The following is a 25021-nucleotide window of genomic DNA, read 5'->3' as shown; positions in this document are numbered from 1 at the left end:
GCCTGAAGTCACGATAGCAATATTTTCAGTGCCACTTCGTTACCCATTTTCCTGTCCTTACATGCCCACATGCCGCCAGAGCAAGCCTTCACGAACGTTGTCAGGCTAAAAAATAGCGCCAGCAGCGCTATCAGATTGATGACATAGGCAGATCAAATCATAATCTCGCCCATTAAATGATAATTATTATCATTTAATGGGGTTGTTTGTTAATATGCCGCCCGTTATAAATAGAAAGACATCAATATTAACAGCTATTGAAGGCTACCTCCGGGCAAAAGATATGCGTAAACAATTGTTTTTTATATCTTTGATAGTGCTAGCCAACTTGGGCCTCTGCGCCTGCAACCAAAGCACTCATACTCTCGCGTACGGTCAGGCCGCCATAACTTATGGGCAAATCATTGATTTGCATAGCGGGCAAATGCTAACCGATCGGCAACTGCTGGTTAAGCTCGCCAGCGCTCCCCGACTTATCGTCGGAGAAAAACACGATAATGCCGAACATCATCAGATTGAACTCTGGCTAATCCAAAATCTGTCGCTGGAACGTCCGCAGGGCAGCGTGTTACTGGAGATGCTGACAGCGAGCCAGCAACCACGCGTCACTCAGGTAAAAAACTGGCTGAAAGAGGACCCGCTAGTACGGGATAGCCGTATTCAGGAACGCCTTAGCTGGCAAAAAGGCTGGCCGTGGGCAATGTACGGAGGTGTCGTCAGCGGGGTATTGCGCGCGTCTTACCCTTTGCTGAATGCTAATATCAATCGTGACCAGGTCATGAGTCTTTATAAAAACCCTCGTTTCCCGGAAGGAAAAAACTCCACCGCGCCAGCAGTACATGCTGCGCTGAAGGAGACTATTGTTGTCATGCACGAAGGTAATATCGAAGGCCAACAGTTGACTTCGATGCTGGCAATTCAGCAACAGCGTGACCGCTATATGGCGCAACAGTTGCTCAGTGCGCCCCCTCCCGCGCTGCTGATTGCTGGCGGTTACCATGCGTCCAAAAGCATCGGTGTTCCTTTGCATATGAAGGATCTCTCTCCTTCATCAAAGCCGGTCGTGCTGATGCTGGCAGAGAAAGGCATGAACATCACTGTGCAACAGGCTGATTACCTGTGGTTTATCGCCCCGGCCACAGAAAAACGGTAAACCGGAGATGACAGAGATTCTTTACGCACCTCAGGCTGGCGGAAGCAGCGTCTGGTTTAACGTTTCTCTGCTCCTGCATGGCCTGATGTTTTTGGCGTTTGGCAAGCGACCGACGTGCAGCCTGTCTTACAGCCTGCGCCCGCCGTCATGCTGCAATGGTCGAACAATACCGTGGTGCCATTATCACCAGTGCCGCTTCCTGTCGGCATTGCACAACAGGGATCTGCGGCCACCGAAGAAAAGCAGCAGACCAAAGACAAGCAACAACAACCGTCGCCGGAGGCGGCGGGCATTTTGCTTTCTGGATAATCCGTTTAACCCTGTTCAAAATTCGGGTATCTTCTTCTCAAAGATCAGGTCATCATTAATTTTAACCTGACGATGGTCAAGAAAAATTAAAACTTTCCCATAACCATCAACATCAGCCCAATGTCTGTAGAATTGATTAACAGTATAATTTATCATGCCCCATGCAGGATCATAGAGTTGCACTATGCCCTTATCAATACCATTAAAAACAACAAAGTGGTCTTTACCAAATCGGTTCAGATACAGAACGGCAGGAGAGTGAATTCTGCTCAGTTGAACCAGGGTTATTTTCACGCCGGAAGTTTTTATAGAAAAAATTTTGGCCAGCCTTGCCAGATCCAGAAAGGAATACTCTGTCTTTACTCCTGCTGTTAATATAAGTTCATCTTCAGAGATTTCTTTATTGTAGTGCTCGGAAAAGATATAAACTAGCGAAGCCAGCCCGCAGGTATTATCACTGACTTGCTTTTTAACTTTCCCAAAGCGCATTTCCACCCAGGTGTTATTTGCATAAGATTGACTAATAGAGAGGAGCATAACAATCACCCATCCTCTGAAAGCTCTTCTCAAACTCTCCCTCCATTTCAATTCCATCAGCTTATCATTCGGGTAACAGTACTGATAAGCGAAATCATCGGCAGAAGAAAAACAATCTCACGCGCTCGAGGGAATTGATGTACTTTTATCCTGAAAATGAAAAGTAATATATTAATGATGACGGCGGACAGAGTATAGATCGTTGAGAAGTTATTGAAACTCAAAGACCAGCAGAACATAAAAATCATAAATGCTGTCGAGAAAATCGCGAAGTTCCGCTTCTTCTCAAATATTTTTCTGCCGGTGATGATATACAGAACCACTAATGCAATACTTAATATTATATTCATGGTTTCGAAATCGCATGGCATGTCTGGCATTCCGAATTTCCACCACCACCCAGCATTGCCTGTGTCGCGCCATATGCACTCAAGCCAAAAGCTGATGCTGCAACAGGTCCCGTGAAAGTATTTAGCCCTCCTGCGACAAAACCACCGACTCCTTGCGCTATGACTTCTGAAGTGTTTGGAGAATTATTGGGTGCGGATGCATAGGCGTTAGCAATCGCAGTACCTGCCCCTGCAGCAGCTTGACCAGCGATCACAAGAGCAGGTCCTACCTTACCTTTTGTATCAGCCATTTCCTCCCGATCCATGACTCTGAACTCATCGTAGTTGAGATGCGAGAGACGATTCTGTTGCTGATTAAGCTTCTCGCTTTTTATCGCATAAGCAACTATTGATACCGGAGTGATTAAAAAAACAGAAGTCACTGCAAACATCATTCTAAAATTCATAATCATTTCCCTATATTTTATAACTCAAACCTACAGATATTACGGAACTTTTATTTCCTCCAACCCCACCTTTATGGCTGATATTTCCGGCTAAATCTTTCATTAGATTAACATTGACTCCAACCAGCATTGAGGTATTGCTGCCCCATTCATTATCATCACCATAAGCTGTTCTTGCATTGATGAAATCTTTTGACAGGCCCCAATTAAGGCTCACTTCTGGATTCACTGCAAAAATAACCTTACCTGTGGTTGTACAGGCGGTAAAATCATTAGAAAACCTCTCTTTTGATATGCCATCCAGATACCCCATTGAAAAACTTAACACAAGAGGATCATAAATCCAGTTAAGTGATGCGCCCAATACATAGCTTCCGACGCTGCCATCTTTAGCATTAACACCGCCAAAAAAAACGGTGTAATCAGACAGTCTATAGAGTTGGTAACTTAACCCAACGCCCAAGCCGTTAAATTTATACTCCGACTGGCTGGAGCTGGAATTATTTTGAGTGGAGTACTTTGTATTTATCCACTGACCATTAAGCGTTGCAGATAAACTAAGATGAGAAGTCACCCCGTACATACCCGACAGATATGCTGATGCACCATTATTTTCCTTTCTATAAGGAGCATTCGTTCGGTCCAGAATGTATTGACCCGGGCTTATCTGATTGATGTGGTATCCGGGCTGGCTGCCTTCACTGCTACTATTGAGAATATTTACCCCAGAGCTCACGGTCCATTTTTGACGTTCAGGTAGGAAATCTTCTATTTTCAAGATTGACTTTGGTGAGTCACTGGCGCTGGGTTTAGTTTCAGCCAATATGGTAGCCGGGCTTAAAACGATGAGACATAGTAAATAGTTAAAGCGACACATAAAATCCCTGTCTTGATAATTACTTCCTTTAGTAAAGGATAATTACTAAAAATTCTATGTCAATAAACTGTTACTAAACTCTTCACGACAACTCGGCGTTAGCAGACTGTCACCATCCGTGGTTAGGAGATTGAATCGAGTCTTTTGAGATTCTAGTGGTCAGGCAAATCTGGCCACGACTTTAGGATTTTCCCATAATAATCGTTCTGAAAATATCACATAGTATTTGCGCCTAAATACCGGGGGCAGGTGTTCTATGGAGAAAAGCATCGGGCGATAGGTGGCATATTAAGAAAGCTGGGTGAGTGGAAAAATGTGAAGATTCTGGGGGCGGAATGTTGTGCGGATCACATTCATATGCTTTTGGAAATCCGGCCCAAAACAGGCGCATATGAAACCTCCGGCTATGCCGGAGGATATTTTTTGTTGGTGCTGACCCGTCCTGAATCGCCTCCTTTAGCCTTCTGTTAATGGCCCGGTGGCGTTGCCGCCATTGAGTTGTGCCATATAAACCTTCTGATGGCAGCGACCGTCTGTTGATGAATAGCTTCACGCTGTGACCGGGGCGTTTGGCAAATAAACGCTTCACCTTCCTGTGCCAGGATTTTCTCTGCATCCGGCTGGCACAGGGGGAGAAAATCGAAATGGCCCGCCTGTGGCAGCGAAAGCCTGGGTAAAGGCAACCGGTTCACGCCCAGATTGATAGGCGGCTGGTCATGGATATAGTAGCCAGCAGCGATCGTCAATACAGGAATGTGTATTCCCCGCAGGCTGACGGGGGTGAACGCGTAGCTCATACCTGGATCGATTGCGACAACAAAACTCACGCGCGGATCGGTAAAGTCGCCGGCCAGATCGGCAGCATCCCATTTTTCCGGCGGCAGATGACCGCGCCGATAAAACGTGCAGTCGGGCATTTGAGGCATCATGCGGCAGTAGTTAACCAAACGCTGTTTGGTTATCTGCCCTCCTGCCAGCGCCAATACGCTGTATCCCCCTTTTGAGTGGCCTATTGCACCGACTGTTCGTGGGTCGATAGCTTTCCGCCATTTCTCATCCTGCAAAAAATGCGTTAACAGAAATGAAAGATCGCGTGTCTGAAGGGTGATACGGGTATCAGGTCTGGAATCACCGGTTGTACTGCCGGGGTGGTTAGCGGCGATCACAATCGCCCCGCTGGCAGCCAGAGGAACCGCCAGCCACGCCAGGCTGGTATTATTGCCGCCGCTGCCGTGACTGAGCAGTATCAGGGGAAATTTACCTTGCGCCACTGGCGCATCGGCCAGCGCGTTAAATCCCTCAAAGACGTGATTATCCCCCTCTCTGTGTGGACGCGCTTCGCTGCTGCTGGGGTAGAAGAGACGTACCTTCAGCTTACGCTGCTGTGGGTTATCTTGCAGGATGAGCTGCTGGCTCCCTACTGAATACCCCCAGCCTGGTAAAGCGATCAATAGCAGTATCAGGGCAAAAAGATGACGCATTTTATTCACTCCTCACAGATAAAAAGCGTAGTATCAGCGCATTATCTGCTGCTGGCGTCCTCGATCGCGATACAGTCCCATGTTAATACCCATCAATTTTTTACTCAGCCTTGTCTGTCTCCTGTTGCTGGCACAAAGACGTGATGCAGGCAGGGTGTTTCAAATACTGCTGTTGTTGTGTCTGCTTCATACTCTGGTTGCCGGAATGGCGATGCTGTCCGCGCAGCCTGTATGGCACAAGCTGCAACCTATTACCGCTTGCACGCTGCCGCTGATATGTCGGGTTGCGCTTTGCCAGGCGCAGGGGCAGCCGATACGCTACGGTTGGAGTTTGACAAGTCTGGGAATGATGATTGTCAGCGTGCTGTTACTACCGCAGTTGATTGACTGGTTACTGCCCGCAATCTGGCTTGGTTGCGCTGGCGCAATGCAGCTGCAACTTCGTTCTGGCAGAGAGAGCTTTCACCAAGTGGCCTTACAGCACGGCGACTTGACGTTGAGGGGCTGGCAAGTCACTGTGCTGCTGCTGATTGGAATAGCCGTATTGGATGTCATCGCCACGCTGCTGATCGCCTTCACTCACGGTAACGGACTACCCGTTCTGCTGCTGCTGGGAAATGTGCTGGTCTGTGCCGTACTGTCGCTGGCTTTATCGCTGACGCCGATAAAGCCGCTGATGGAACCGATAGCGGAAAAAAAACGGCAGGTGACACGACATCAGGCAGGCGAGCAAGAGCAAGAAAACGTGATGGTGAAGGTAGAGGCGTTAATGCGCGGAGGCTTATATCGCGAGCCTGACCTCAGCCTGGCTCGACTGGCGCGTAAAGCAGGGACCCCGGGACGGCAAATCTCGGCGGCCGTTAATGCGTTGAACCAGCAGAATGTTTCACAGTATGTTAATGGCTGGCGCATTCGGGAAGCTTGTGAACAGCTACGCTGCGGTCAGCAATCGGTGATCGAGGTAATGGAAAGCGTTGGCTTTCAGACAAAATCTAACTTTAACCGCGAGTTCCGCCGCGTCACGGGCAAAACACCTTCACAGTGGCGTCAGGCGACAGAGGAGGAGTGAAATCAGGATAATCCTGGCGGGGAACGGTCGGGATAACTGGCTTTTTCCGCAGCCTGGCGCTACTGTATCGGCACATATTTTTTCTTTTGTCCGCTATGGCTGCCAGTGGGTTACGCTTGAAATATCCTGTCTCTTTCCGCACGACGTTAAAGATCTCCCGCTATCTGTTCCGCGCACTGGCGCTGATGCTATGGACGCTGGGAGCGTTACTGGCCGCATTTTATATTCTCAGTGTGTTACGTGAAAGAGAAACTCAGGTTCGGCATGATTTCGCCACCAGCTACCAGCAGGCTGAATGGTATGTTCGCCACTCGTATGATGTGATGCGTGAGTTAAAATTTATTGCTGAAAACCATCTGAATACATCAGGCGACAGCGTCATTCAGTCAGACAGTGAACAGCATACGGGCACTCTGTTACAGCCACAGTTCAGCAAGTTTTACCCCTCATCTGACTGTAACTACATGCGTAACACGTTACATAACTCTCTGGGATCATTCAGTTATTTTCTCAACTATTGGAGAGATAACTTCGCTACGGCCGCCCGACTGAACAGGGTTTTCTTTATAGGCGGGGAAAATCAATGCCTGGCAAACTTCGATCTGGTGCCCACGCCTGCTGAACATAACCGGATGATGAAAGTATTGCGTGAGCGGATCTCCGCCTATCGCAATGGGACTGAAGAAGAGCGCAAGAATAACCTTTCCTGGATTGCTCCTGCGGTGCAGCCCGGTGTCGGATACTACTATATGATTATCCCGGTCTACGTGACGGATAAGGTCACTGCGCTAATGGGTATCGAGCAGAATATTCGTATAGACGATCTCATGGCGGCAGGCGGGCTGCCTATGACGATAACGCTGCTGGATCAGAATAACAGGCGCGTACTCACTTCAGAGCGGGGAGAGGCGCAATTTTCAACAGACGATCTGCCTGATGAACCCGCGTGGTTTGGTTATATTTCGGGTTACAGTCGGTTGATTATGAAAAAGAACCTGCCATCCTCCTCACTCAGCGTGGTGTATACCGTCGCCACCAGTGCGATAATTGAGCGGCTAAAAATGCTGATCGTTAACGCCATTTTACTTAACCTGATTAGCGCCATCATCCTGTTCACTTTTGCCCGACTGTTTGAGCGGCGAATGTTTCTGCCTGCGGAAGATAACGCTTATCGCCTGGAAGAGCAGGAGCAGTTCAATCGAAAAATCGTGGCGTCTGCGCCGGTCGGGATCTGTATTCTGCGCACCAGCGATGGAACCAATATACTCAGCAACGAGTTGGCGCATAACTATCTGACCTTACTGACCCAGGAAGACAGGCTGCGTTTGACCGAGATGATCTGCGGTCAGCAGGTCAATTTTGTCGACGTACTGACCGGAAGCAATACCAACCTGCAAATCAGCTTTGTGCATTCCCGCTACCGCAATGAAAATGTGGCGATTTGCGTGTTGGTTGACGTCAGCGCTCGTGTGAAAATGGAACAGTCCCTGCATGAGATTGCTAAAGAGGCAGAACAGGCCAGTCAGTCTAAATCGATGTTTCTGGCGACCGTCAGCCATGAGTTACGCACCCCGTTATACGGGATTATTGGTAACCTTGATTTATTACAAACAAAAGCGCTGCCTGCTGGAGCTGAGTCGCTGGTGACGGCGATGAACAACTCTTCCAGCCTGCTGCTGAAGATTATTAGCGATATTCTCGACTTCTCCAAAATTGAGTCGGAGCAGCTTCAGATAGAGCCGCGTGAGTTTTCCCCTCGCGAAGTCATTGCTCATATCACCGCAAATTACCTGGCTATGGTCGTCAAAAAGCGCCTGACGTTGTGGTGTTTTATCGACAGTGATGTGCCGGTGTTACTGGATGGAGACCCGATGCGGTTGCAGCAGGTTATTTCAAACCTGCTGAATAACGCCATCAAATTTACCCACACTGGCGGCATTATTCTGCAGGTCTATGTCAAAGGCGATTACCTGGCTTTCCGCGTGCGCGACAGCGGGGTAGGGATACCGGCGAAGGAACTGACGCGTCTGTTTGATCCCTTCGTTCAGGTTGGCAGCGGCGTGCAGCGTCATTTTCAGGGAACCGGACTGGGGCTGGCGATCTGCGAAAAGCTGATGAATATGATGGATGGGGACATTGAGGTGGACTCTGAACCGGGTATGGGCAGTCAGTTTATTGTCCGTATTCCGCTGTATAACAGTCAGGTGATGAAGCTGGAACCTTGTGATGGACTCCAGGGCAAGCAGTGTTGGCTGCAGTTGCGTAATGAGACCTTAGCCACTTTTCTTATCAGACTACTGCATGAACATGGCATGCAGGTTCAGCACTATGAAGGTGAGGCAGCGGCTGACGATATCATGATTACCGATCATGAGTTTCAACCGCCGGAGATCGTGCGGGCGGTGATTCGTTTCGACGGGCGTCATAATGACGCACCCAGAGAGCTGGCGACCGGGCGCTGGATCTGTGCAACCACTACCCCTAACGAACTGCCTCTGTTACTGGGACGCATCTATCGCGTTGAGGTTGCGGTGCCGCAAGGTACGCCAGCGTTAATGACTAAGGTCGGGGAAAACGTCAATAACGACGATATCCTGATTCTGGTGGTAGACGATCATCCAATCAACCGCATGCTGCTGTCCGATCAGCTTGGATCGCTGGGCTATCGGGTGAAAACCGCTCAGGATGGCGTTGATGCCCTCAACGTCATTAGTCGCAATGAGATAGATATTGTGCTGACAGACGTCAACATGCCGAACATGGATGGCTATCGCCTTACCCAGCGTCTGCGGGAACTGGGGCAAACTTTCCCCGTCATTGGCGTTACGGCCAATGCGCTAGCAGAAGAGAAACAACGCTGTATGGAAGCGGGCATGGATAATTGTCTGTCCAAACCGGTCACGATGGACACATTGCAGCAGGCACTCTCCTTTTATGCTGGACGGATAAGAAAGAGCCGGAAGAGCGTTTGACGCCAGCGCAGCGGATTGATGGTTAAGTGTCAATCCGCCGGTTAACGGCGGAATATCGTCAAAAAAGGGCCGAACATTTACGCTGTTCGGCCCTGAGAGAGAAGAGGGACAGGTTTTTGACCGGGTTGCCGCGAAAAATTAACGCGAACCAGACCTTATTTTTCTACGGGCGTCATGCTGACCGATGACAGGTAGTTAAGCAGAGCAATATCGTTATCTACACCTAATTTCATCATCGCTGACTTTTTTTGGCTGCTAATGGTTTTAATACTGCGGTTGAGTTTCTTGGCTATTTCGGTGACCAGGAAGCCTTCGGCAAACAGACGCAATACTTCGCTCTCTTTCGGTGACAGACGTTTATCGCCGTAGCCACCCGCGCTGATTTTCTCCAACAGTTTCGCTACGCTGTCCGGGGTATACTTCTTACCTTTCTGCAGGGCAGCCAGGGCCTTAGGCAGGTCGGTTGGCGCGCCCTGTTTTAGAACGATACCTTCGATGTCGAGATCCAGCACGGCGCTCAGAATAGCTGGGTTATTATTCATGGTCAGAACAATAATCGACAAATCGGGGTAATGGCGCTTGATATATTTGATTAGCGTGATGCCGTCGCCATATTTTTCGCCAGGCATTGAGAGGTCAGTGACCAGAACATTAGCGTCAAGTTTGGACAGGCTGTTAATTAATGCCGTCGAATCTTCAAACTCGCCAACCACGTTGACCCACTCAATTTGTTCGAGTGACTTACGAATGCCGAACAGAACAATAGGATGGTCGTCGGCAATAATGACATTCAGATTATTCATATTATTGGTTACCTTGCTGCAGGAGATCTTTGACGTAAGTGTCAACTTCACTGGTGGTATTTTTAATGTTAGCTTCATCACGATGTTGAATGTGACGCTCTAATGTTTCACAAAGCTGTTTACCCGGTGATAAATTCAACATGGCAAACACGCCTTTCAGCCGATGTGCGGTCTGCGCCAGCGTACTATAATCTCTGTTTGCCGTTTCATTATACAGTCTCTTGATATCATCTGGTACTGTCTCTATAAAAAGCTGCAGGTAGCCGCTGGCGAACAGCTGAGCCGTGTCCTGCTGCTCAGCGCCATCGTCAGCCAGCTCGTCCTGCGCCAGCTGTTGTTCGATCAGCATCAGTAACGCATCCTGCATCGCGCTACTGATATTGAAATTTACCCGGTACTGGTTGCCGGCTATTGGGGTAAAACCGGGGTCATCATCCGTGACCAGCAGTGACCAGGATGTTAGATGTTCGGGTTCGTCAGTAATGAGAACATCGTGTTGTTGGCCAGAGAAGCGTTCATCTGGCGTGATGCAGCTGGCTCCCCAGTTTTCTAACTGGCGAACGACGATTTTACGCACGTCCTCAACGGTAATATCAATCAGTGCATTCACCCCTTCTAGCAGCTTCTCTTCATGTCCTGGCTGTGGTTCAGGCGGAGCATGAAGTTCAATACTGTAGCGCGTGCCAATGTCCTGGAGAGCGCTAATGTCCAGGTGTCCTCCCAACTGTTTACACAGCTGTTTACACAGGAAAAAGGCCATTCCCGATGCCTGACCGTAGCGATCCTGATGAGTCTCACCAAGAAATGGAAATTCTGTATTGGCCATTTCATCTGCGGACAGTCCCGCCCCGGTATCAACAATCTCAATGGATAGCCTGTCCTTGCTATCTTTCGGTGAAGTGACGGTGAGACTGATACGCCCCCAGGTGGTGGTGGTGACGGCATAGTGCAACAAAGTAGAGAGAATTTTTGCTAAGGCCCTGCGATCGCTAAAACGCACCTCATCGCTGTTAAGATGATTGGCAATCGTTAGCGACAATCCTTTACGCCGCATCATCGGCAGGATTTCACCCACCAGCTCATCCAGCAGGGACTGTAGCTTGAACGGGCAGGCGTCCGGTGCCCAATCAAGGGTTTCCAGCTGGTTAAGCAAAACGATATCGTCGACCAGACGGCTCAGGGCCTGGGAAGCTTCCAGGGATGCATTAACTTGCTCAAGATCGTGCTCATTGCCAAGTCGCTGCAAACTGGCAATAACACCGTGTAACGGGCGCTGTAACGCCTGGCCGAGATTCTGTAACAGTTGCTGGCGCGCCTGGTGATTTTTATCTAACACCTGCTGTGCTTTATGCAGTTTTTTGTTTACCAATAATTCACGATCCTGATCGCGCATCATAAACAGCTGGGTATGAGGTGACAGTTCGCTGCGCGCATGTCGGATTTCATACACCTCGTTATTCACCGTAGCTTGCAAAACGCCCTGATGCTGATCGGACATATTAATGATTTTTTGCAGGTTAAGATGTGGCAGCAGATGGTCGGCAATTTTATTACTAATAATAGTGCGGTTATTGACAAAATCGTACACCAGTAGCCCGAGTGGTAATCTGCCGACGATTTCTTCGTTTAGCAGACGCGCCGCTTCCAGTTCGACACTCAGATTTTCACTTGGGCGTAAAGATTGCTGGCGCAACAGTATTAACCCCGCCAGTGACAGCAACAGCAGTCCGAGATTAGCCAGCAGTGGCCAAAGCAAATTATGCAGGGTATCCACCACCAGACCGGTGATCGGCACCCGATAGATGAGTTGAAGTGGGGTGCCGGGCAGGGTGGCCGTCACCGCGATATCTGGATTCATCCAGGTGACATAGGTACTGCTTCCCTGATCATCGCTCTCTGTAGGGGGCGGGGTCGCATCCTGCTTTAGCTGGAAATTATCCAGCGGCATATTGCGCTGAATGATGTCATTCACCGGGAGGTCAAAAGCGACAACGGTAGCCAGATGACCCGGCTGATTGAAGGTGGTGCGTACGGTAAAATAGCGATCGTTTTGCCAGGTAAAGCGGCGTAACGGTGAAAAACTTTCGCGCTCATCCAGCGCATTGGCCATCTGCAACATCTCCGCGCGCCGTGCCTCAACGATATTGCTGATGGCATTGTCTTTATCGCGTGCGGTCATATCTTTCAGCGGAAGGGTAGAAATCAGGATCAGGCTATTATCCTGACCATTGAGAAAGTACATTGACCAGGTGCTGTTTTCCGCGCCCCACAGGGTATCGAGATAACTGGACATGCGGCTTGTCATATCCAGTGCAGTTCTCTCATGTGGGCCAAAAATCAGCGCCTCAGTTTTCCGCCGGGTTTTTTCCACATAATAGATATCCGGCTGCAACGGCATTTCCTGTAGATTGCTGGGCGCTGTATTGCCGGCAGCATCGGCAGCCAGATTCTCATATATCTGCCAGGCGGCTAAACGATAGGTATCAATGCGTTTCTGCATGGCATGAGAAATATCTTCCATCGCGAAGCGCTTTTCCGTCAACCAGGCGTTAACCGCGTTATGGATCATAAACCCGGTGGCTAGCAGCAGCACCAGGATAAACACCACAAAAAAGCGTGTGACATTGCCGGAAGTTAGCGGAAATTTATATGGCAACATGCAGTAAAACCCCAATTACCTTGTAAACAGCCGGGCGCAGGTCGCCATAACTGAAAGCAGCCTCGCCGTGGCTCTGTACGCCAGGATGATGCTGGAAAAAAGTGAGATAAATCCGGCCAAAAGCAGGGCACTCAGAATACCCTTATCTACTGGGGTTGTAATGTGCGAAATGACGAAATCTGACGATATCTTCTCCGGCCGCCTCGCCGTATTCAACCATATGGGGATAAGGTGGGTGGCACTTTGCGGAGCAAGATTTTTGGCATAAAGTCCCTGAGTGTTCCGTGAGACCATGCCAATAGCCACGGTGGGGAACACCGTGCGAATTGCATGCCGGATTGTCGGTAAGTCTATGAAGCAGACCTGCACGTCCATTTTGCTCATGTTATCCCTGTTGCATTTCGTGTAAACAGTGCCAACTTCTATCACAAGTACGACCAGTTAATAAAGTAAATCCCGAAGTTGAAGAGTGGTTAGCGCAATTTTGCAAGATATTCGAGCTTAATAACCTAAATAATCCTGAATGTTTATCAGAATATTCCTTTAAATAAAATTTCCTCTCTGTTTTCTTAACATAAAATTGACAGTAATATTCTGTAAGTCACTTATAAAAAACAGTTTTTTTCATTAATGATTTCAAAAGATGATGGACGGTGCGCTCCGGGGAGCAGAGGCCTTACACAGACGAGTTCCCGCTTGGGGTGAAGCAATAATATCCGGATTATCCCGTGAGTCTCTGGGAGTGATGGTGTCATTAAACGGCGTAAAAGCGACGTCAGTCCCGATCTTTGGTCAAGCTGTCGGGCTTTGCCAGGAGGCAATTCATGATCCGCACATGACGAAATATCATCCGCTTCTGTCTTAATAAAGATCAGTGCTTTCCCTGTCATAATTTAATGACTGTTGTTGATAATTGTCGTTGTTTAACGATAAACAGGCAAAAAAACGCCAGGCATAATGCCTGGCGGGAATACTAAGTCTTGCGGTTCATTCCGTGAAATGAAGATAATAATAAAAATGATGATAGCGTGTGGATAATACCTTTTAGTTAGGAATGATTTTTATCATTCAGTGCGTATGATCTTACGTTTAACTAACAATATGAATTTAGTGGTTTTTATTATTTCTTATCATTGCGTGCCTTAATTGGTTTTTTGCATTCCAGTCGGAGGTTTCCTGTAACTACACATGTGGAAATATATTGTCGCTTCACTGAAACACTTTTGGGAAATTAGTAGCATTTTCCTGATGGATTATTACCCTTCTCACCTTACTATAGCACTAAGTGCTTAATTTTGATGTTTAGCACGCGGTGGCAATATAAAACTAATAATTCAGAGGTATTAAAATGAAACTTCGTGCTCTTTCCCTGATGGTTCCGGCACTACTGGCCGCTGGCTCAGCGGGTGCGGCTGAAATTTATAATAAAGACGGAAACAAGCTCGACCTGTTTGGTAAAGTGGATGGTCTGCACTATTTTTCCAACAGTTCTGATTCAGACGGTGACCAGTCGTATATGCGTCTGGGTTTCAAAGGCGAAACGCAGATTTCTGACCAGTTAACCGGTTACGGCCAGTGGGAGTATCAGGCGGCGTTAAACACGGCAGAAGCCCAGGGTACGGCTAACAGCTTCACGCGTGTTGGTTTTGCCGGGCTGAAGTTCGGCGATGCGGGTTCCTTTGATTATGGACGTAATTACGGCGTGCTGTACGACATCGGGGCCTGGACTGACGTGCTGCCGGAGTTTGGTGGGGATACCTATGGCGCTGACAACTATATGTTCCAGCGTGGTAACGGCCTGGCAACCTACCGTAATAACAATTTCTTTGGTCTGGTTGATGGCTTGAATTTTGCCATTCAGTATCAGGGCAAGAATGATAGCAACGCTGAAACTGCCGGTAACCGCAGTGCGGTTGCGCAGAATGGTGACGGCTATGGTCTTTCTGCCTCTTACGATTTTGGGGCGGGTTTCAGCGCAGGAGCGGCAATGTTTTCATCCGACCGGACTGATAGCCAGAACCGGGGGACGTTGTTAGGTCAGGGTGACAAAGCAGAAGCCTATTCCGGTGGTCTGAAATATGATGCAAACAATATCTACCTGGCTGCCATGTACACCCAGTCTTATAACGCAACGCGGTTCGGCAGCAGCGATAACCTGGCCGCCTACGGTTTTGCGGATAAAGCGCAAAACTGGGAGCTGGTAGCGCAGTACCAGTTCGACTTTGGCCTGCGTCCTTCTCTGGCCTACGTCACTTCGCGCGGTACTGATATTCAGAACTGGGGAACCCAGAACCTGAAGCAGTATGTCGACGTGGGTGCAACGTATTACTTCAACAAAAATATGTCTGCCTACGTTGATTACCAGATCAACCTGCTGGACAAAAATGACTTCACCGAAGCGGCCGGTATCAATACCGATAATGTGGTGGCAACCGGTCTGGTTTATCAGTTCTAAGCTGCGCTGATACATCAGTAGAAGTGACAAAACGCCCGCTGCATTACAGCGGGCGTTTTGTCATCAAACCCTTTCTTTATCTTATGCCTGGAAACCACCCGCCGTTTTTTTTGCAGGCTTTTGCGCCGTCATCGATAAATAGCTACCTTCAAGGCCGACTCCGCCTAGCGTAAAGGATGAGAAACGTAGTAGTCGCAGCCGTTTCAGGTTCGCTTTCAACAGATTTTTACCATACATCGCTCAATCCCCCATTAATCACTGTAACAGGAGAGAAGCATGAAACGTGCCAGGTGAAAAAAGAGCTGATTGAGGGGATTGTCAGGTGACTTGTGGCACATTATTGCGTCAGTCAGGTGCAGTATGCGTCAAAGTGGTGCCGGAAGGCGTTAATACCGGGCCAGCCGATAAGAGCAGCCCGGCGCTAGCGCTGATAGGGGCCGTGCAGCTTTTTCATACGGGCCTGCTTGTAATGCTTATAGCCCGCAAAGATAATCGCTGCCGCGAATATGGTCAGCAACGCGCAGTAAATCATTTTGGCTCTCCTGTAATGTGCTTCTGCATGTCCCCCATTCTGGTGAGCAAATAAGTGGAGATCAAGGTGCTGGATCCCGTTTTTTTCGCCGGTACAGCTCGGCTCGTACCAATTTTTAATCAAGGTTGCAGATAAAAAATGAACAATATTTGGCGGTACTTTACAGGTTTCATCGTGGTTTGCCTGCTGGCAGCCTGTGACGATCATCAGCTTCCGACAGGATCTGAAGGAATGGTGTTGCAAGGTCACACTATGGGAACAATCTGGCGGGTAAGTCTGGCGGGAGTCGATCCGGCAAGGCAAAAAACGCTGCAAAATGCGATCCAGCAGCGTCTTGATAACGACGATTATCAGTTGTCCACCTGGAAAAGTGACTCGGTTCTGTCACGTTTTAATCAATATCGTGGCAGCGAACCACAGCCCGTCAGCGCGGAGATGGCCGATGTCGTTACCCAGTCGTTGCGTATCGGCCAGCAGACCGGCGGTGCAATGGATATTACCATTGGACCGCTGGTGAATCTGTGGGGATTCGGCCCGGATAAGCAGCCGCTGAAAACCCCGACACAGCCGCAGATTGATGCCGCACGCAAGATAACCGGTTTGTCCCATTTGCAGGTGGTCAATCGTGCAGGCCAGTCATATCTGCAAAAGGATCTGCCGGAGCTGTACGTTGACCTCTCCACCGTAGGCGAGGGGTTTGCCACCGACCACCTTGCACGGCTGATGGAGCAGGAAGGCGTTAATCACTATCTTGTCTCGGTCGGCGGCGCGGTGTTAACTCGGGGGCAAAATGCGCAGGGCAAGGCCTGGCAGGTTGCGATCCAGAAACCCACCGATCGTGAAAATGCGGTACAGGCCATCGTTGATTTACAGGGACACGGTATCAGCACCTCCGGCAGCTATCGCAACTACTATGAACTGGACGGCAAACGCATTTCTCACGTCATTGACCCGGTAACAGGGCGGCCGATTCAGCATAATCTGGTCTCTGCCACAGTGATCGCCACTACCGCACTCGAGGCCGACGGCTGGGATACCGGGCTGATGGTATTAGGCCCGGAAAAGGCCAAAGCGCTGGCGCTGCGTGAAAAGCTGGCGGTCTATCTGATTTATAAGCAGGGTGATACATTTACCAGCTGGATGTCGCCTCAGTTTGCCGCCTTCATTCAGCCCACTTCCCCGTAAGGATAGTTAAGGAGTCAATATGCTCGATCTGTTTGCGGAAGACGAACCCTGGCAGGAGCCGCTGGCAGAGGGTGCGCTGATCCTGCGCCGCCGTGCGCGCGATATCACGCGGCAGCTGATGGCACAGGTCGAACAGATTGCCGCCCGCAATCCGTTTTACCACCGTATCACGCCGGGAGGACATCGTATGTCGGTGGCGATGACCCACTGCGGCGATTTGGGCTGGTCTACCGATTCACGCGGTTACCAATACAGTGTGCAGGATGAGTCCAGCGACCATCGCTGGCCAGCGATGCCGCAAACATTTCGCCAGCTGGCGGAAGAATGCGCCCACGAAGCGGGATTCAGTGGTTTTAACCCTGATGCCTGCCTGATTAATCGCTATGAACCCGGCGCGAAACTCACTCTGCATCAGGATAAAGACGAGCGCGATCTGCGTCAGCCGATTGTCTCGGTATCGCTTGGGCTGCCTGCGATATTTTTATTCGGCGGGTTTGAACGGGGCGATGCCACACAACGTGTGCTGTTAGAACATGGCGATGTGGTGGTGTGGGGAGGGCCATCGCGTCTGCGCTATCACGGTATTCTGCCGCTTAAAGCGGGAATTCATCCATTGACCGGGGCATTTCGCTTCAATCTGACTTTTCGCCGTGCGCACTAGCACACGGCGGCAGGGATCGCGGATGAGAATTGTTATTGATCTCATGTCAGTTGTAATTACACTGCGGGTTGCTACCTACCTGCCGGAATGTCCTGATGGATCTGCTTCACATCGTTTATAAACAGTATCGCTGGCCGTTTATTCTGGTCATCGTGCTGAGTCTGCTCAGTGCCGCGCTCGGCATTGGCCTGATCGCCTTTATCAATCGCGAACTGATCGTTACCCTTGATGCCTCACTGATGGTGTTGCCGCAGTTTCTCGGATTACTGCTACTGCTGCTGGCAGTCACGCTTGGCGCACAGCTTGCCCTGACTCTGCTCGGGCATCATTTTGTCTATCGCCTGCGTGGCGAATTTATTAAACGCATCCTTGATACCCGGATCGAGCGCATTGAACAGATTGGCAGCGCCAGCCTGCTGGCGGCACTGACCAGCGACGTGCGCACGATAACTTTTGCCTTTGTGCGCCTGCCCGAGCTGATTCAGGGAATTATCCTGACCGTTGCTTCGGCGGCTTATCTGGGCTGGCTGTCACCGAAAATGCTGATGGTGACTGCCATATGGGTGGCGCTCACGATTATCGGCGGCTGGCTGCTGGTGGCACGCGTCTATCGGCATATGGCGACGCTGCGCGATACTGAAGATCGCCTTTATGCTGATTTCCAGACCATCATTGAAGGGCGCAAAGAGCTGGCGCTGAATCGCCAGCGCGCGCAGCAGATCTTTGACAACGTATATGGTGAAGATGCGAAAACGTACCGTCATCACATCGTGCGCGCCGACACCTTTCATCTCAGCGCGGTGAACTGGTCGAACATCATGATGCTGGGGGCCATCGGGTTGGCTTTCTGGCTGGCAAACGGTCTCGGCTGGGCGGATACCGCCGTGGCGGCCACTTACTCCCTGACCCTGCTTTTTTTGCGTACCCCGATGCTGTCGGCGGTGGGGGCATTGCCCACGTTGTTGAGTGCCCAGGTGGCGTTTAACAAACTCAATACGCTTAAGCTGGCTGATTACAAGGCTGATTTCCCTCAGGCTGCTGCGGCGAAAAACTGGCAAACCCTGGAGCTGCGCAATTTGTCGTTTCACTACGGTGAGGACGGTTTTAAGGTCGGGCCGATTAACATGACGCTAAATCGCGGCGAACTGGTGTTTCTGATTGGCGGCAACGGCAGCGGCAAGTCGACGCTGGCGATGCTGCTTACCGGGCTTTATCAGCCGGTATCTGGTGACATCCTGCTTGATGGGCAGGTCGTGCATCACTCATCAATGGATAGCTATCGTCGGCTGTTTTCGGCGGTTTTCACCGACGTGCATCTGTTTGACCGCCTGACCGACGATGACGGACAGCCCGCCGATCCGGTGCTGGTGCGGAGCTGGCTGGAACGCCTGCACATGCAGAATAAAATTGAACTGGAGGGCAACCGCGTCCTGAACCTCAATTTATCCAAAGGTCAGACCAAGCGGCTGGCGCTGCTGCTGGCTATCGCCGGCCAGCGCGATATTCTGCTGCTGGATGAGTGGGCAGCGGATCAGGACCCGCATTTTCGGCGCATCTTCTACCGCGAGCTGCTGCCGTGGCTACGCGAGATGGGCAAAACGGTCTTTGCCATCAGCCATGACGACCACTATTTTCTGCATGCCGATCGGCTGCTGGAGATGCGGGCCGGGGTTCTGACTGAATTGACCGGCATTGAGCGTGAGCAGGCGACGCTGGATGCGGTGCAACGTACCGAGACGGCCGGTAAATGAGGCGGTTCCGGGGGATTGTCCCCCGGGTAGCTATTTCTTACAGGACTTTGGCGAGAAAACGGCGGGTACGCGGATGCTGCGGATCGTTCAATACCTTGCGCGCGCTGCCCTGTTCAACGATTTGACCTTCAACCATAAATACTACCCGGTCGGCCACTTCGCGGGCGAACCCTATTTCGTGCGTCACCACCACCAGCGTCGTACCTGAACGTGCCAGCTGCCTGATGCTATCCAACACTTCCCCAACCAGCTCCGGATCGAGCGCTGAAGTCGGCTCATCAAACAGGATAACCTTAGGATTAAGCGCCAGCGCACGGGCAATAGCCACACGCTGCTGCTGCCCGCCGGACAGATGGCGCGGCCAGGCATGGGCCTTATGGCCTAATCCGACCGATTCCAGCAGCTGCCCTGCACGCGCCTCGGCGGCGGCACGCGTCATGCGCCGGTGTGCCAGCGGTGCTTCAATGATATTTTCCAGTACCGTCAGGTGGGGAAACAGATTGAAGTTTTGAAAGACATATCCCACATCGGCGCGCTGTTTAAGAATCGCTTTCTCTTTCAACTCGTAAAGTTTATCCCCTTTGAGGCGGTAACCAATGTAATCACCGTCAATACGAATAAGGCCCTGATCAACGCGCTCCAGATGATTAATGGCGCGCAGCAGCGTAGATTTCCCCGAACCCGATGGGCCGAGGATCACCGTGACTGAACCGGGCGCTACCTCCAGTGAAACATTATCCAGCGCCTTAAAACGACCGTAGCTTTTGCTCACGCCGGTAATCGAAATATGGCCGGGTAGTGGTGCACGGTTCAGATCGATAGCTTCAGACATGATTAGCTCCTGATTGGGGTGATGGCACCACGCTGTGGTGAAACAGACCGTTGACTGCCGGATTGACGCGTGGTGCCCCGCGCAAGCCAGCGTTCGACATAGTGCTGAATCACGGACAGCAGGGTAGTGATCAGCAAATACCAGATGGCGGCGACCATCAGCAGCGGGATCACCTGTTGTGTGCGGTTGTAAACCATCTGGATGGTGTAAAACAGTTCCGGCATCGCCAGCACGTATACCATTGCGGTACCTTTTGCCAGACTGATAATTTCGTTAAAAGCACTGGGAATAATTGCGCGTAGCGCCTGTGGCAGGATAATACGCAGGATGCGGCGCGATGACGGCAGTCCGAGGGCGGCGGCGGCTTCAAACTGTCCGTGATCGACCCCAGTGATGCCACCCCGCACGATCTCGGCGGTGTAGGCCGCCTGCACCAGCGTCAGCCCTGTGACGGCGGTGCTGAACTGACCGAGTACGTCGATGGTGTTAAAGGTCGCCAGGGTTAACGGGGTAAAGGGAATGCCCAGTGACAGCCGATCGTAGAGATAAGAGAAGTTGTAGAGAATAATCAGCACCACGATCAGCGGCAGCGAGCGAAACAGCCAGATATAGCTGAACGCCAGTCCGGACAGCAGCCACGACGGAGAGAGTCGGGCCAGTGCCAGTATCACGCCAAGCAACACGCTAAGCACGCTGGCTATCAGCGTCAGCAGCAGGGTCTGGCCCAGCCCGGACAGGATAGCTGGCGCAAAGAACCAGTGGGTAAATACCGACCACTCCCAGCGTGGGTTAAACGCGACCGACTGCACCACGGCGGCAAGAATAAATAGCGCGATGGCCGCACCGACCAGCCGCAGCGGGTAGCGTGCGGGCACCACGCGCAAGGTTTCATTGGGTTTCATTGGCGGCTCCGGTCGTGACGGTTTGATACAGCGATTTCGTAAAGCGCAGACGACCATCGAACGGCGGCTTGCTGTACTCTTCCGTATCGCGCGCGGTGTCGAACTGGGGCTGATAGCCGTATGACAGATATAATCGTACCGCTTCCGGCTGGCGGAAGCCGGTGGTCAGGTAGATATGGCGATAGCCAGCGCGTTGCGCCCGCTGTTCCAGCTCCACCAGCACCTTCTGCGCCAGCCCCTGTCTGCGCAGGTCGCTGCGCGTCCAGATCCGTTTCAGCTCTGCGGTCTGTGCATCAAATGCCTTGTAAGCGCCCATTGCAATAATTTCTCCGTCCCGTTCCAGCACCACAAACATCCCCTGTGGCGGCAAATACCATTCGGTCAGTTCAATTTCAGCATCCCGTGCGAAGAAGTCGCCATAGCGCGCGCTGTATTCGCCAAACAGCCCGGCAATAATCGGCTCCAGCTCAGGCGCTTCCGGGGAGAGCTGGCGGAAATTTTCCTGGCTCATATCTATCTCCGTCTCCATCAATCGCCCAGCCCGGCCGGGTTAATTTCAGAATGATCGAGGCGCTCAATGCCTTCCCCCCAGCGGTTTAGCACCGTATCGTATTCGCCTCCTTTCATCACACCGTTCAGCGCGGCGTTAACCGCCGTCACTAGCCCGCTGTCTTTCTTCAGCGTCACGGCAATATGTGCCGCCTTTGGCCAGCCTCCGTCCACGGTGCCTACCCGCTTAGTCTTGCCGGTCAGTGCCGCTTTCCAGGCACCAATCACGTTGGGGCCAAAATAGGCATCGGCGCGGCCGGACTGTAGCGCCAGCGTTTGCGCAGCATCGTCTTTAACGTAACTGGGAATAAACGGCTTCAGCCCTTTCTTCTGATTTTGCTCATCCCACGCCAGCAGGATTGCTTCCTGATTAGTGCCGGAACCGACAATAATCCGCAGGCCGGCTATATCTTCAGCTTTGGCTATCGCGGCGATCTTGCTGTCAGACTTGACGTAGAAACCGAGGGAGTCACGGCGATAGGTGGCGAAGTCGAATTTCTCTTTGCGCGCTTTAGTCACCGTGACGTTGGTGATGGCCGCGTCATATTTACCGGAACTGACGCCAAGCGGCCAGTCTTCCCATGAAGTCGGCACTACGTTCAATTGCAGGCCAAGGCTGTCTGCCACCAGACGGGCAATATCGACTTCGCTGCCCAGCAGGGTTTTGTTGTCATCGGAAAATAGCGTCAGCGGTGGGGAGTTAAGGGCGGCAACGGCGACGGTAAATTTACCCGGCACCGCCAGATTGAGGTTTTTTGGCAGCAGGGCCACGGCCTGTGGGTTGAGCGGGGCGTGAACGGGGGCGCTGTTGGCCTCCACGCTGATGCCGGTGCCGTTTATCTTCACGGTCTCTGCGTTTGCCATTGTTGCGATCAACAATGAGGTGGCCAGCAGGGCGAGTAATGGCGATGATTTTTTCATAGTGACCTACGCTGAGATAAGTGAACAGGCAAATGAGCAGGGCAGCGGTGCTGTCCGTCAGGCGATATCGTGCAGTGCGGCTTCCGCCAGCTGGCTGAAATAGTGCGCTGCCGGGTAGAGCAGGGCTTCATCCGGGTTAAATCCGGGATGGTGCAGCCCAAACTCGCTGGCGCTGCCGATGCTGACGAAGGCGCCCGGGGTGTGATGCAGATAAAATGCAAAATCCTCGCCCCCCATTTGCAGCTCGGCGTGCTGAACCTCATAGTCCTGGCGTGCTGCCACCCCCTTGCTGAACTCTGCCCAGCGTTCGCTGTTGATCAGGGCAGGCGGGCCGGGATGCCAGCTCAGCTCAGCGCGCGCACCCAGGCCGCTGGCGATGCCCGTTATCAGTTGACGCAGACGCTGCGGCAGCTCGCTGCGGATCTCTGTGTTATAGGTGCGCACCGTCCCTTCCAGCAGCACCTTTTGCGGCAGCACGTTCCAGGTATTGCCACCTTCAATACGCGTGACGCTGACCACTACCGTTTCCAGCGGGCTGTAGCTGCGGCTGACTAACGTCTGAAGTGCGCCAACAATCTGGCTGGCGATAACAATGGCATCAATGCCTTCCTGTGGACGTGCGGCGTGTGCGCCTTTGCCGATGACCTCAATAGCAAAACGGTCGACGTTGGCATAGAACGGGCCGCCGCGTGTGGCAAAAGTGCCCACGGGAAGCTCCGGGGCGTTATGCATGCCGAAAATGGCGCTAACGTCCTTGAGAGCGCCTGCCTCGATCAGGGTTTTGGCCCCGCCGAAGCGCTCTTCTGCCGGTTGAAACAGCAGACGAACGCGCCCAGGCAAGGTTTTCTCACGTGCTTTCAACAACCGCGCCGCGCCAAGCATCACCGATGTATGCAGGTCATGACCGCAGGCATGCATCACCCCCTGATGCTGCGAGCGGAACGCCACCGCAGCCACTTCCTCAATCGGCAGGGCATCGATATCCGCACGCAGAGCGATAAGGGGTTCACCCTGACCGATCTCGGCCACCACGCCGGTGGTGAGATCCCAGGGCAGTGGGGTGATGTCGGCTTCATTCAGCCAGCTTTTGATACGTGCGGTGGTAGCAAATTCCTGATGGGACAGCTCGGGAAACTGATGCAGTTCACGACGCCAGGCAATCAGCTGCTGTTCAAGAGAATGGCTCATGGTGATGGACTCCTTACGCGGCGACGCGCAGACGGTTGGCCAGTAACTGCAAGGATTTAAGACGCGGCGTGCCGCTGGCGATTGGCGTATCGATGATGAATTCCTCCACGCCAAAGCGTTGGTGAAGCCGCTCCAGCTCGTCATGTACCTGTACGGCAGTCCCTTTCAGCACGGTGGCCTCGCGCGGTTCAATGCGATACTCAGTGGCATCAGACTGGCGGACATAAGCCTCTGCCTGGGCGAGGCTACCGACGGTAACGCTTTGGTCATGAGCGATGTGCACGCGATAGTGCTGCAAATCCGCTGCCAGCAGTGCCGCCTGTTCCGCCGTATCAGCGACAATCACCTGTACGGCCAGCAGCGCACTCTGACCACCGCTGTGAGAGCGAAAGAGATCCAACGCTCGCGCCATCTCCTGCCTGTCACCGTTAATATGTGCGGCAAAGACAAACTGCCAGCCATGATCTGCCGCCAGGCGGGCGCTCGCTTCGCTGGCACCGAGCAGAAAACGGCTGGCGGGAAGGGGGGGAAGTGGCGTTGCCAGTAGCCGATCTTCACGCTGTTCAGTCGACGGCGCGGGATTAAGCCAGCCGCCCAACGCCGCCAGCTGGCTGGCAAAATCGCCTTTTTCCTCCGCGTGGACGCCAGCCTGTAACGCCTTTGTCGACAGCGGCAGGCCGCCGGGTGCTTTGCCAACGCCAAGATCAACACGGCCTGGGGCCAGCGCGGCCAGCAGATTGAAGTTTTCGGCCACTTTATAGGGACTGTAGTGCTGTAACATCACGCCGCCGGAGCCAACGCGGATGCGGCGTGTATGCGCCAGAATCCAGGCGATTAACACCTCAGGTGACGGGCTGGCCAGCGCCGGACTGTTGTGATGTTCAGCCAGCCAGAAGCGGTGATATCCCTGCTCCTCTGCCCGTTGCGCCAGCGTCAGCGTTCGTGCCAGCGCCGCCGCCGCGTCTTCGCCCTCAGCCAGCGGGCTTTTATCCAGCAAGCTCAATCGGTAGGCCATCATGTCTCCTTAACAGGTTCAGATGCTGGCAATTATTGGCGGCGGGAGCTACGGCTGTAAAACAACATATCCGGCTTAAATCAGTCGCTAAATGGGATTGTGCGCTATTGCCAGAAAGCGGCAAAGGCTGTGCAAAATGCGTATTTCATCCGGGGGGAGAATTCGGGTTAACTGGAGGTTCACTCTACAGAGGAGCACACGGATGAACGGTATTTGGCTGCACTTTATGCGTTATTTTCAGGCACCTTCTGGCATGGCGACTCTGGACAGCTGTCGCATCGTCGAGGCGCTGATACCAATGGCGGAGCTATACGGCGGAGATTTGCAACAGCTATGGGTCAACGACCCACGTGTTGAGGATGAAACCCACTGAT

Annotated in this window: 23 protein-coding genes and 2 pseudogenes; 10 read left to right on the top strand and 15 right to left on the bottom strand. The window is 51.9% G+C overall.

Annotated elements, in window-relative coordinates; all coding sequences use genetic code 11:
• The first annotated feature begins 283 nt into the window (after window positions 1-283).
• Window positions 284-1153, top strand: a complete 870-nt coding sequence (locus EPIR_RS11555) for a ChaN family lipoprotein (RefSeq protein ID WP_048697418.1) — start codon at window positions 284-286, stop codon at window positions 1151-1153.
• Between the two features lie 114 nt (window positions 1154-1267).
• On the top strand, window positions 1268-1462 hold the full coding sequence (locus tag EPIR_RS17865) for a hypothetical protein (RefSeq protein ID WP_053083509.1): 195 nt from the start codon (window positions 1268-1270) through the stop codon (window positions 1460-1462).
• Window positions 1463-1477: 15 nt separating this feature from the next.
• Here the strand turns inward: EPIR_RS17865 and EPIR_RS11545 are convergent, their stop codons facing one another.
• From EPIR_RS11545 to EPIR_RS11530, 3 genes are all read right to left on the bottom strand, one after another.
• Complete coding sequence (locus tag EPIR_RS11545; RefSeq protein ID WP_048697415.1) at window positions 1478-2056, bottom strand: C39 family peptidase; 579 nt, start codon at window positions 2054-2056, stop codon at window positions 1478-1480.
• 289 nt (window positions 2057-2345) lie between these two features.
• Window positions 2346-2795, bottom strand: coding sequence for a hypothetical protein (locus EPIR_RS11535; RefSeq protein ID WP_023655584.1), 450 nt, complete (start codon window positions 2793-2795; stop codon window positions 2346-2348).
• 10 nt (window positions 2796-2805) lie between these two features.
• On the bottom strand, window positions 2806-3618 hold the full coding sequence (locus EPIR_RS11530) for a hypothetical protein (protein WP_240987358.1): 813 nt from the start codon (window positions 3616-3618) through the stop codon (window positions 2806-2808).
• A 273-nt stretch (window positions 3619-3891) separates the two neighbouring features.
• Here EPIR_RS11530 and EPIR_RS18290 point away from each other — a divergent pair.
• Window positions 3892-4107: pseudogene (locus EPIR_RS18290) on the top strand (transposase); the annotation flags it as partial.
• A gap of 32 nt (window positions 4108-4139) precedes the next feature.
• On the opposite strand, the gene EPIR_RS11525 reads toward EPIR_RS18290, so the two are convergent.
• Entirely contained in the window at window positions 4140-5153 is a 1014-nt protein-coding gene (locus tag EPIR_RS11525) for an alpha/beta hydrolase family protein (protein WP_023655581.1), read from the bottom strand.
• Between the two features lie 154 nt (window positions 5154-5307).
• On the opposite strand from EPIR_RS11525, the gene EPIR_RS11520 reads away from it, so the two are divergent.
• Both EPIR_RS11520 and rcsC read left to right on the top strand, forming a co-directional pair.
• The gene (locus EPIR_RS11520) at window positions 5308-6222 is read left to right on the top strand and encodes a helix-turn-helix domain-containing protein (protein WP_167337186.1); all 915 of its coding nucleotides are present in this window, start codon (window positions 5308-5310) and stop codon (window positions 6220-6222) included.
• 116 nt (window positions 6223-6338) lie between these two features.
• Entirely contained in the window at window positions 6339-9194 is a 2856-nt protein-coding gene (gene rcsC, locus EPIR_RS11515) for a two-component system sensor histidine kinase RcsC (protein WP_048697520.1), read from the top strand.
• 155 nt (window positions 9195-9349) lie between these two features.
• On the opposite strand, the gene rcsB is transcribed toward rcsC, so the two are convergent.
• From rcsB to EPIR_RS11500, 3 genes are read right to left on the bottom strand one after another with little or no spacing between them, the layout of a single operon-like run.
• Window positions 9350-9997 carry a response regulator transcription factor RcsB gene (gene rcsB / locus EPIR_RS11510; RefSeq protein ID WP_012440971.1) on the bottom strand — a complete coding sequence of 216 codons (648 nt, stop codon included), beginning with the start codon at window positions 9995-9997 and terminating at the stop codon, window positions 9350-9352.
• 1 nt (window position 9998) lies between these two features.
• Window positions 9999-12656, bottom strand: a complete 2658-nt coding sequence (gene rcsD, locus EPIR_RS11505) for a phosphotransferase RcsD (protein WP_023655578.1) — start codon at window positions 12654-12656, stop codon at window positions 9999-10001.
• Between the two features lie 15 nt (window positions 12657-12671).
• Complete coding sequence (locus tag EPIR_RS11500; RefSeq protein ID WP_048697407.1) at window positions 12672-13040, bottom strand: hypothetical protein; 369 nt, start codon at window positions 13038-13040, stop codon at window positions 12672-12674.
• 964 nt (window positions 13041-14004) lie between these two features.
• Between EPIR_RS11500 and ompC the strand changes: the two genes are divergently transcribed.
• Window positions 14005-15111: a porin OmpC gene (ompC, locus tag EPIR_RS11495; RefSeq protein ID WP_023655577.1), complete on the top strand. Its 1107-nt coding sequence runs from the start codon at window positions 14005-14007 to the stop codon at window positions 15109-15111.
• A gap of 81 nt (window positions 15112-15192) precedes the next feature.
• On the opposite strand, the gene EPIR_RS18910 is transcribed toward ompC, so the two are convergent.
• Together EPIR_RS18910 and EPIR_RS18905 are read right to left on the bottom strand one after the other, a co-directional pair.
• Complete coding sequence (locus EPIR_RS18910; protein WP_023655576.1) at window positions 15193-15348, bottom strand: hypothetical protein; 156 nt, start codon at window positions 15346-15348, stop codon at window positions 15193-15195.
• Between the two features lie 184 nt (window positions 15349-15532).
• Window positions 15533-15850, bottom strand: coding sequence for a hypothetical protein (locus EPIR_RS18905; protein ID WP_167337185.1), 318 nt, complete (start codon window positions 15848-15850; stop codon window positions 15533-15535).
• On the opposite strand from EPIR_RS18905, the gene apbE reads away from it, so the two are divergent.
• From apbE to EPIR_RS11480, 3 genes are all read left to right on the top strand, one after another.
• Window positions 15782-16828 carry an FAD:protein FMN transferase ApbE gene (gene apbE, locus EPIR_RS11490; protein ID WP_048697404.1) on the top strand — a complete coding sequence of 349 codons (1047 nt, stop codon included), beginning with the start codon at window positions 15782-15784 and terminating at the stop codon, window positions 16826-16828. The genes EPIR_RS18905 and apbE overlap by 69 nt on opposite strands.
• Before the next feature lie 19 nt (window positions 16829-16847).
• On the top strand, window positions 16848-17489 hold the full coding sequence (gene alkB / locus EPIR_RS11485; protein ID WP_023655574.1) for a DNA oxidative demethylase AlkB: 642 nt from the start codon (window positions 16848-16850) through the stop codon (window positions 17487-17489).
• A 95-nt stretch (window positions 17490-17584) separates the two neighbouring features.
• On the top strand, window positions 17585-19240 hold the full coding sequence (locus EPIR_RS11480) for a multidrug ABC transporter permease/ATP-binding protein (protein ID WP_023655573.1): 1656 nt from the start codon (window positions 17585-17587) through the stop codon (window positions 19238-19240).
• 37 nt (window positions 19241-19277) lie between these two features.
• Here EPIR_RS11480 and EPIR_RS11475 read toward each other — a convergent pair whose 3' ends face one another.
• The 6 genes and pseudogenes from EPIR_RS11475 to EPIR_RS11450 all read right to left on the bottom strand — a co-directional run bounded on the left by EPIR_RS11475 (window position 19278) and on the right by EPIR_RS11450 (window position 24647).
• Window positions 19278-20072, bottom strand: coding sequence for an amino acid ABC transporter ATP-binding protein (locus tag EPIR_RS11475; RefSeq protein ID WP_023655572.1), 795 nt, complete (start codon window positions 20070-20072; stop codon window positions 19278-19280).
• Between the two features lie 2 nt (window positions 20073-20074).
• Window positions 20075-20974: an amino acid ABC transporter permease gene (locus EPIR_RS11470; RefSeq protein ID WP_023655571.1), complete on the bottom strand. Its 900-nt coding sequence runs from the start codon at window positions 20972-20974 to the stop codon at window positions 20075-20077.
• Window positions 20961-21485 (bottom strand): GNAT family N-acetyltransferase, encoded by a 525-nt coding sequence (locus EPIR_RS11465; protein ID WP_023655570.1) that lies wholly within the window; start codon window positions 21483-21485, stop codon window positions 20961-20963. The genes EPIR_RS11470 and EPIR_RS11465 overlap by 14 nt, the downstream gene beginning before the upstream one ends.
• 17 nt (window positions 21486-21502) lie before the next feature.
• Window positions 21503-22417: pseudogene (locus tag EPIR_RS11460) on the bottom strand (ABC transporter substrate-binding protein); the annotation flags it as partial.
• Between the two features lie 84 nt (window positions 22418-22501).
• Window positions 22502-23632 carry a M20 peptidase aminoacylase family protein gene (locus EPIR_RS11455; protein ID WP_023655568.1) on the bottom strand — a complete coding sequence of 377 codons (1131 nt, stop codon included), beginning with the start codon at window positions 23630-23632 and terminating at the stop codon, window positions 22502-22504.
• A 13-nt stretch (window positions 23633-23645) separates the two neighbouring features.
• Window positions 23646-24647, bottom strand: coding sequence for an MsnO8 family LLM class oxidoreductase (locus EPIR_RS11450; RefSeq protein WP_023655567.1), 1002 nt, complete (start codon window positions 24645-24647; stop codon window positions 23646-23648).
• Window positions 24648-24849: 202 nt separating this feature from the next.
• On the opposite strand from EPIR_RS11450, the gene EPIR_RS18900 reads away from it, so the two are divergent.
• A complete protein-coding gene (locus EPIR_RS18900) occupies window positions 24850-25020 on the top strand; it encodes a hypothetical protein (protein ID WP_023655566.1) in 171 nt (56 codons plus the stop codon).
• The last annotated feature ends 1 nt before the right edge of the window (window position 25021 follow it).

The organism is Erwinia piriflorinigrans CFBP 5888 (assembly GCF_001050515.1).
GTDB classification, from domain to species: domain Bacteria; phylum Pseudomonadota; class Gammaproteobacteria; order Enterobacterales; family Enterobacteriaceae; genus Erwinia; species Erwinia piriflorinigrans.
This window is presented reverse-complemented; position numbering and strand designations above follow the sequence as displayed.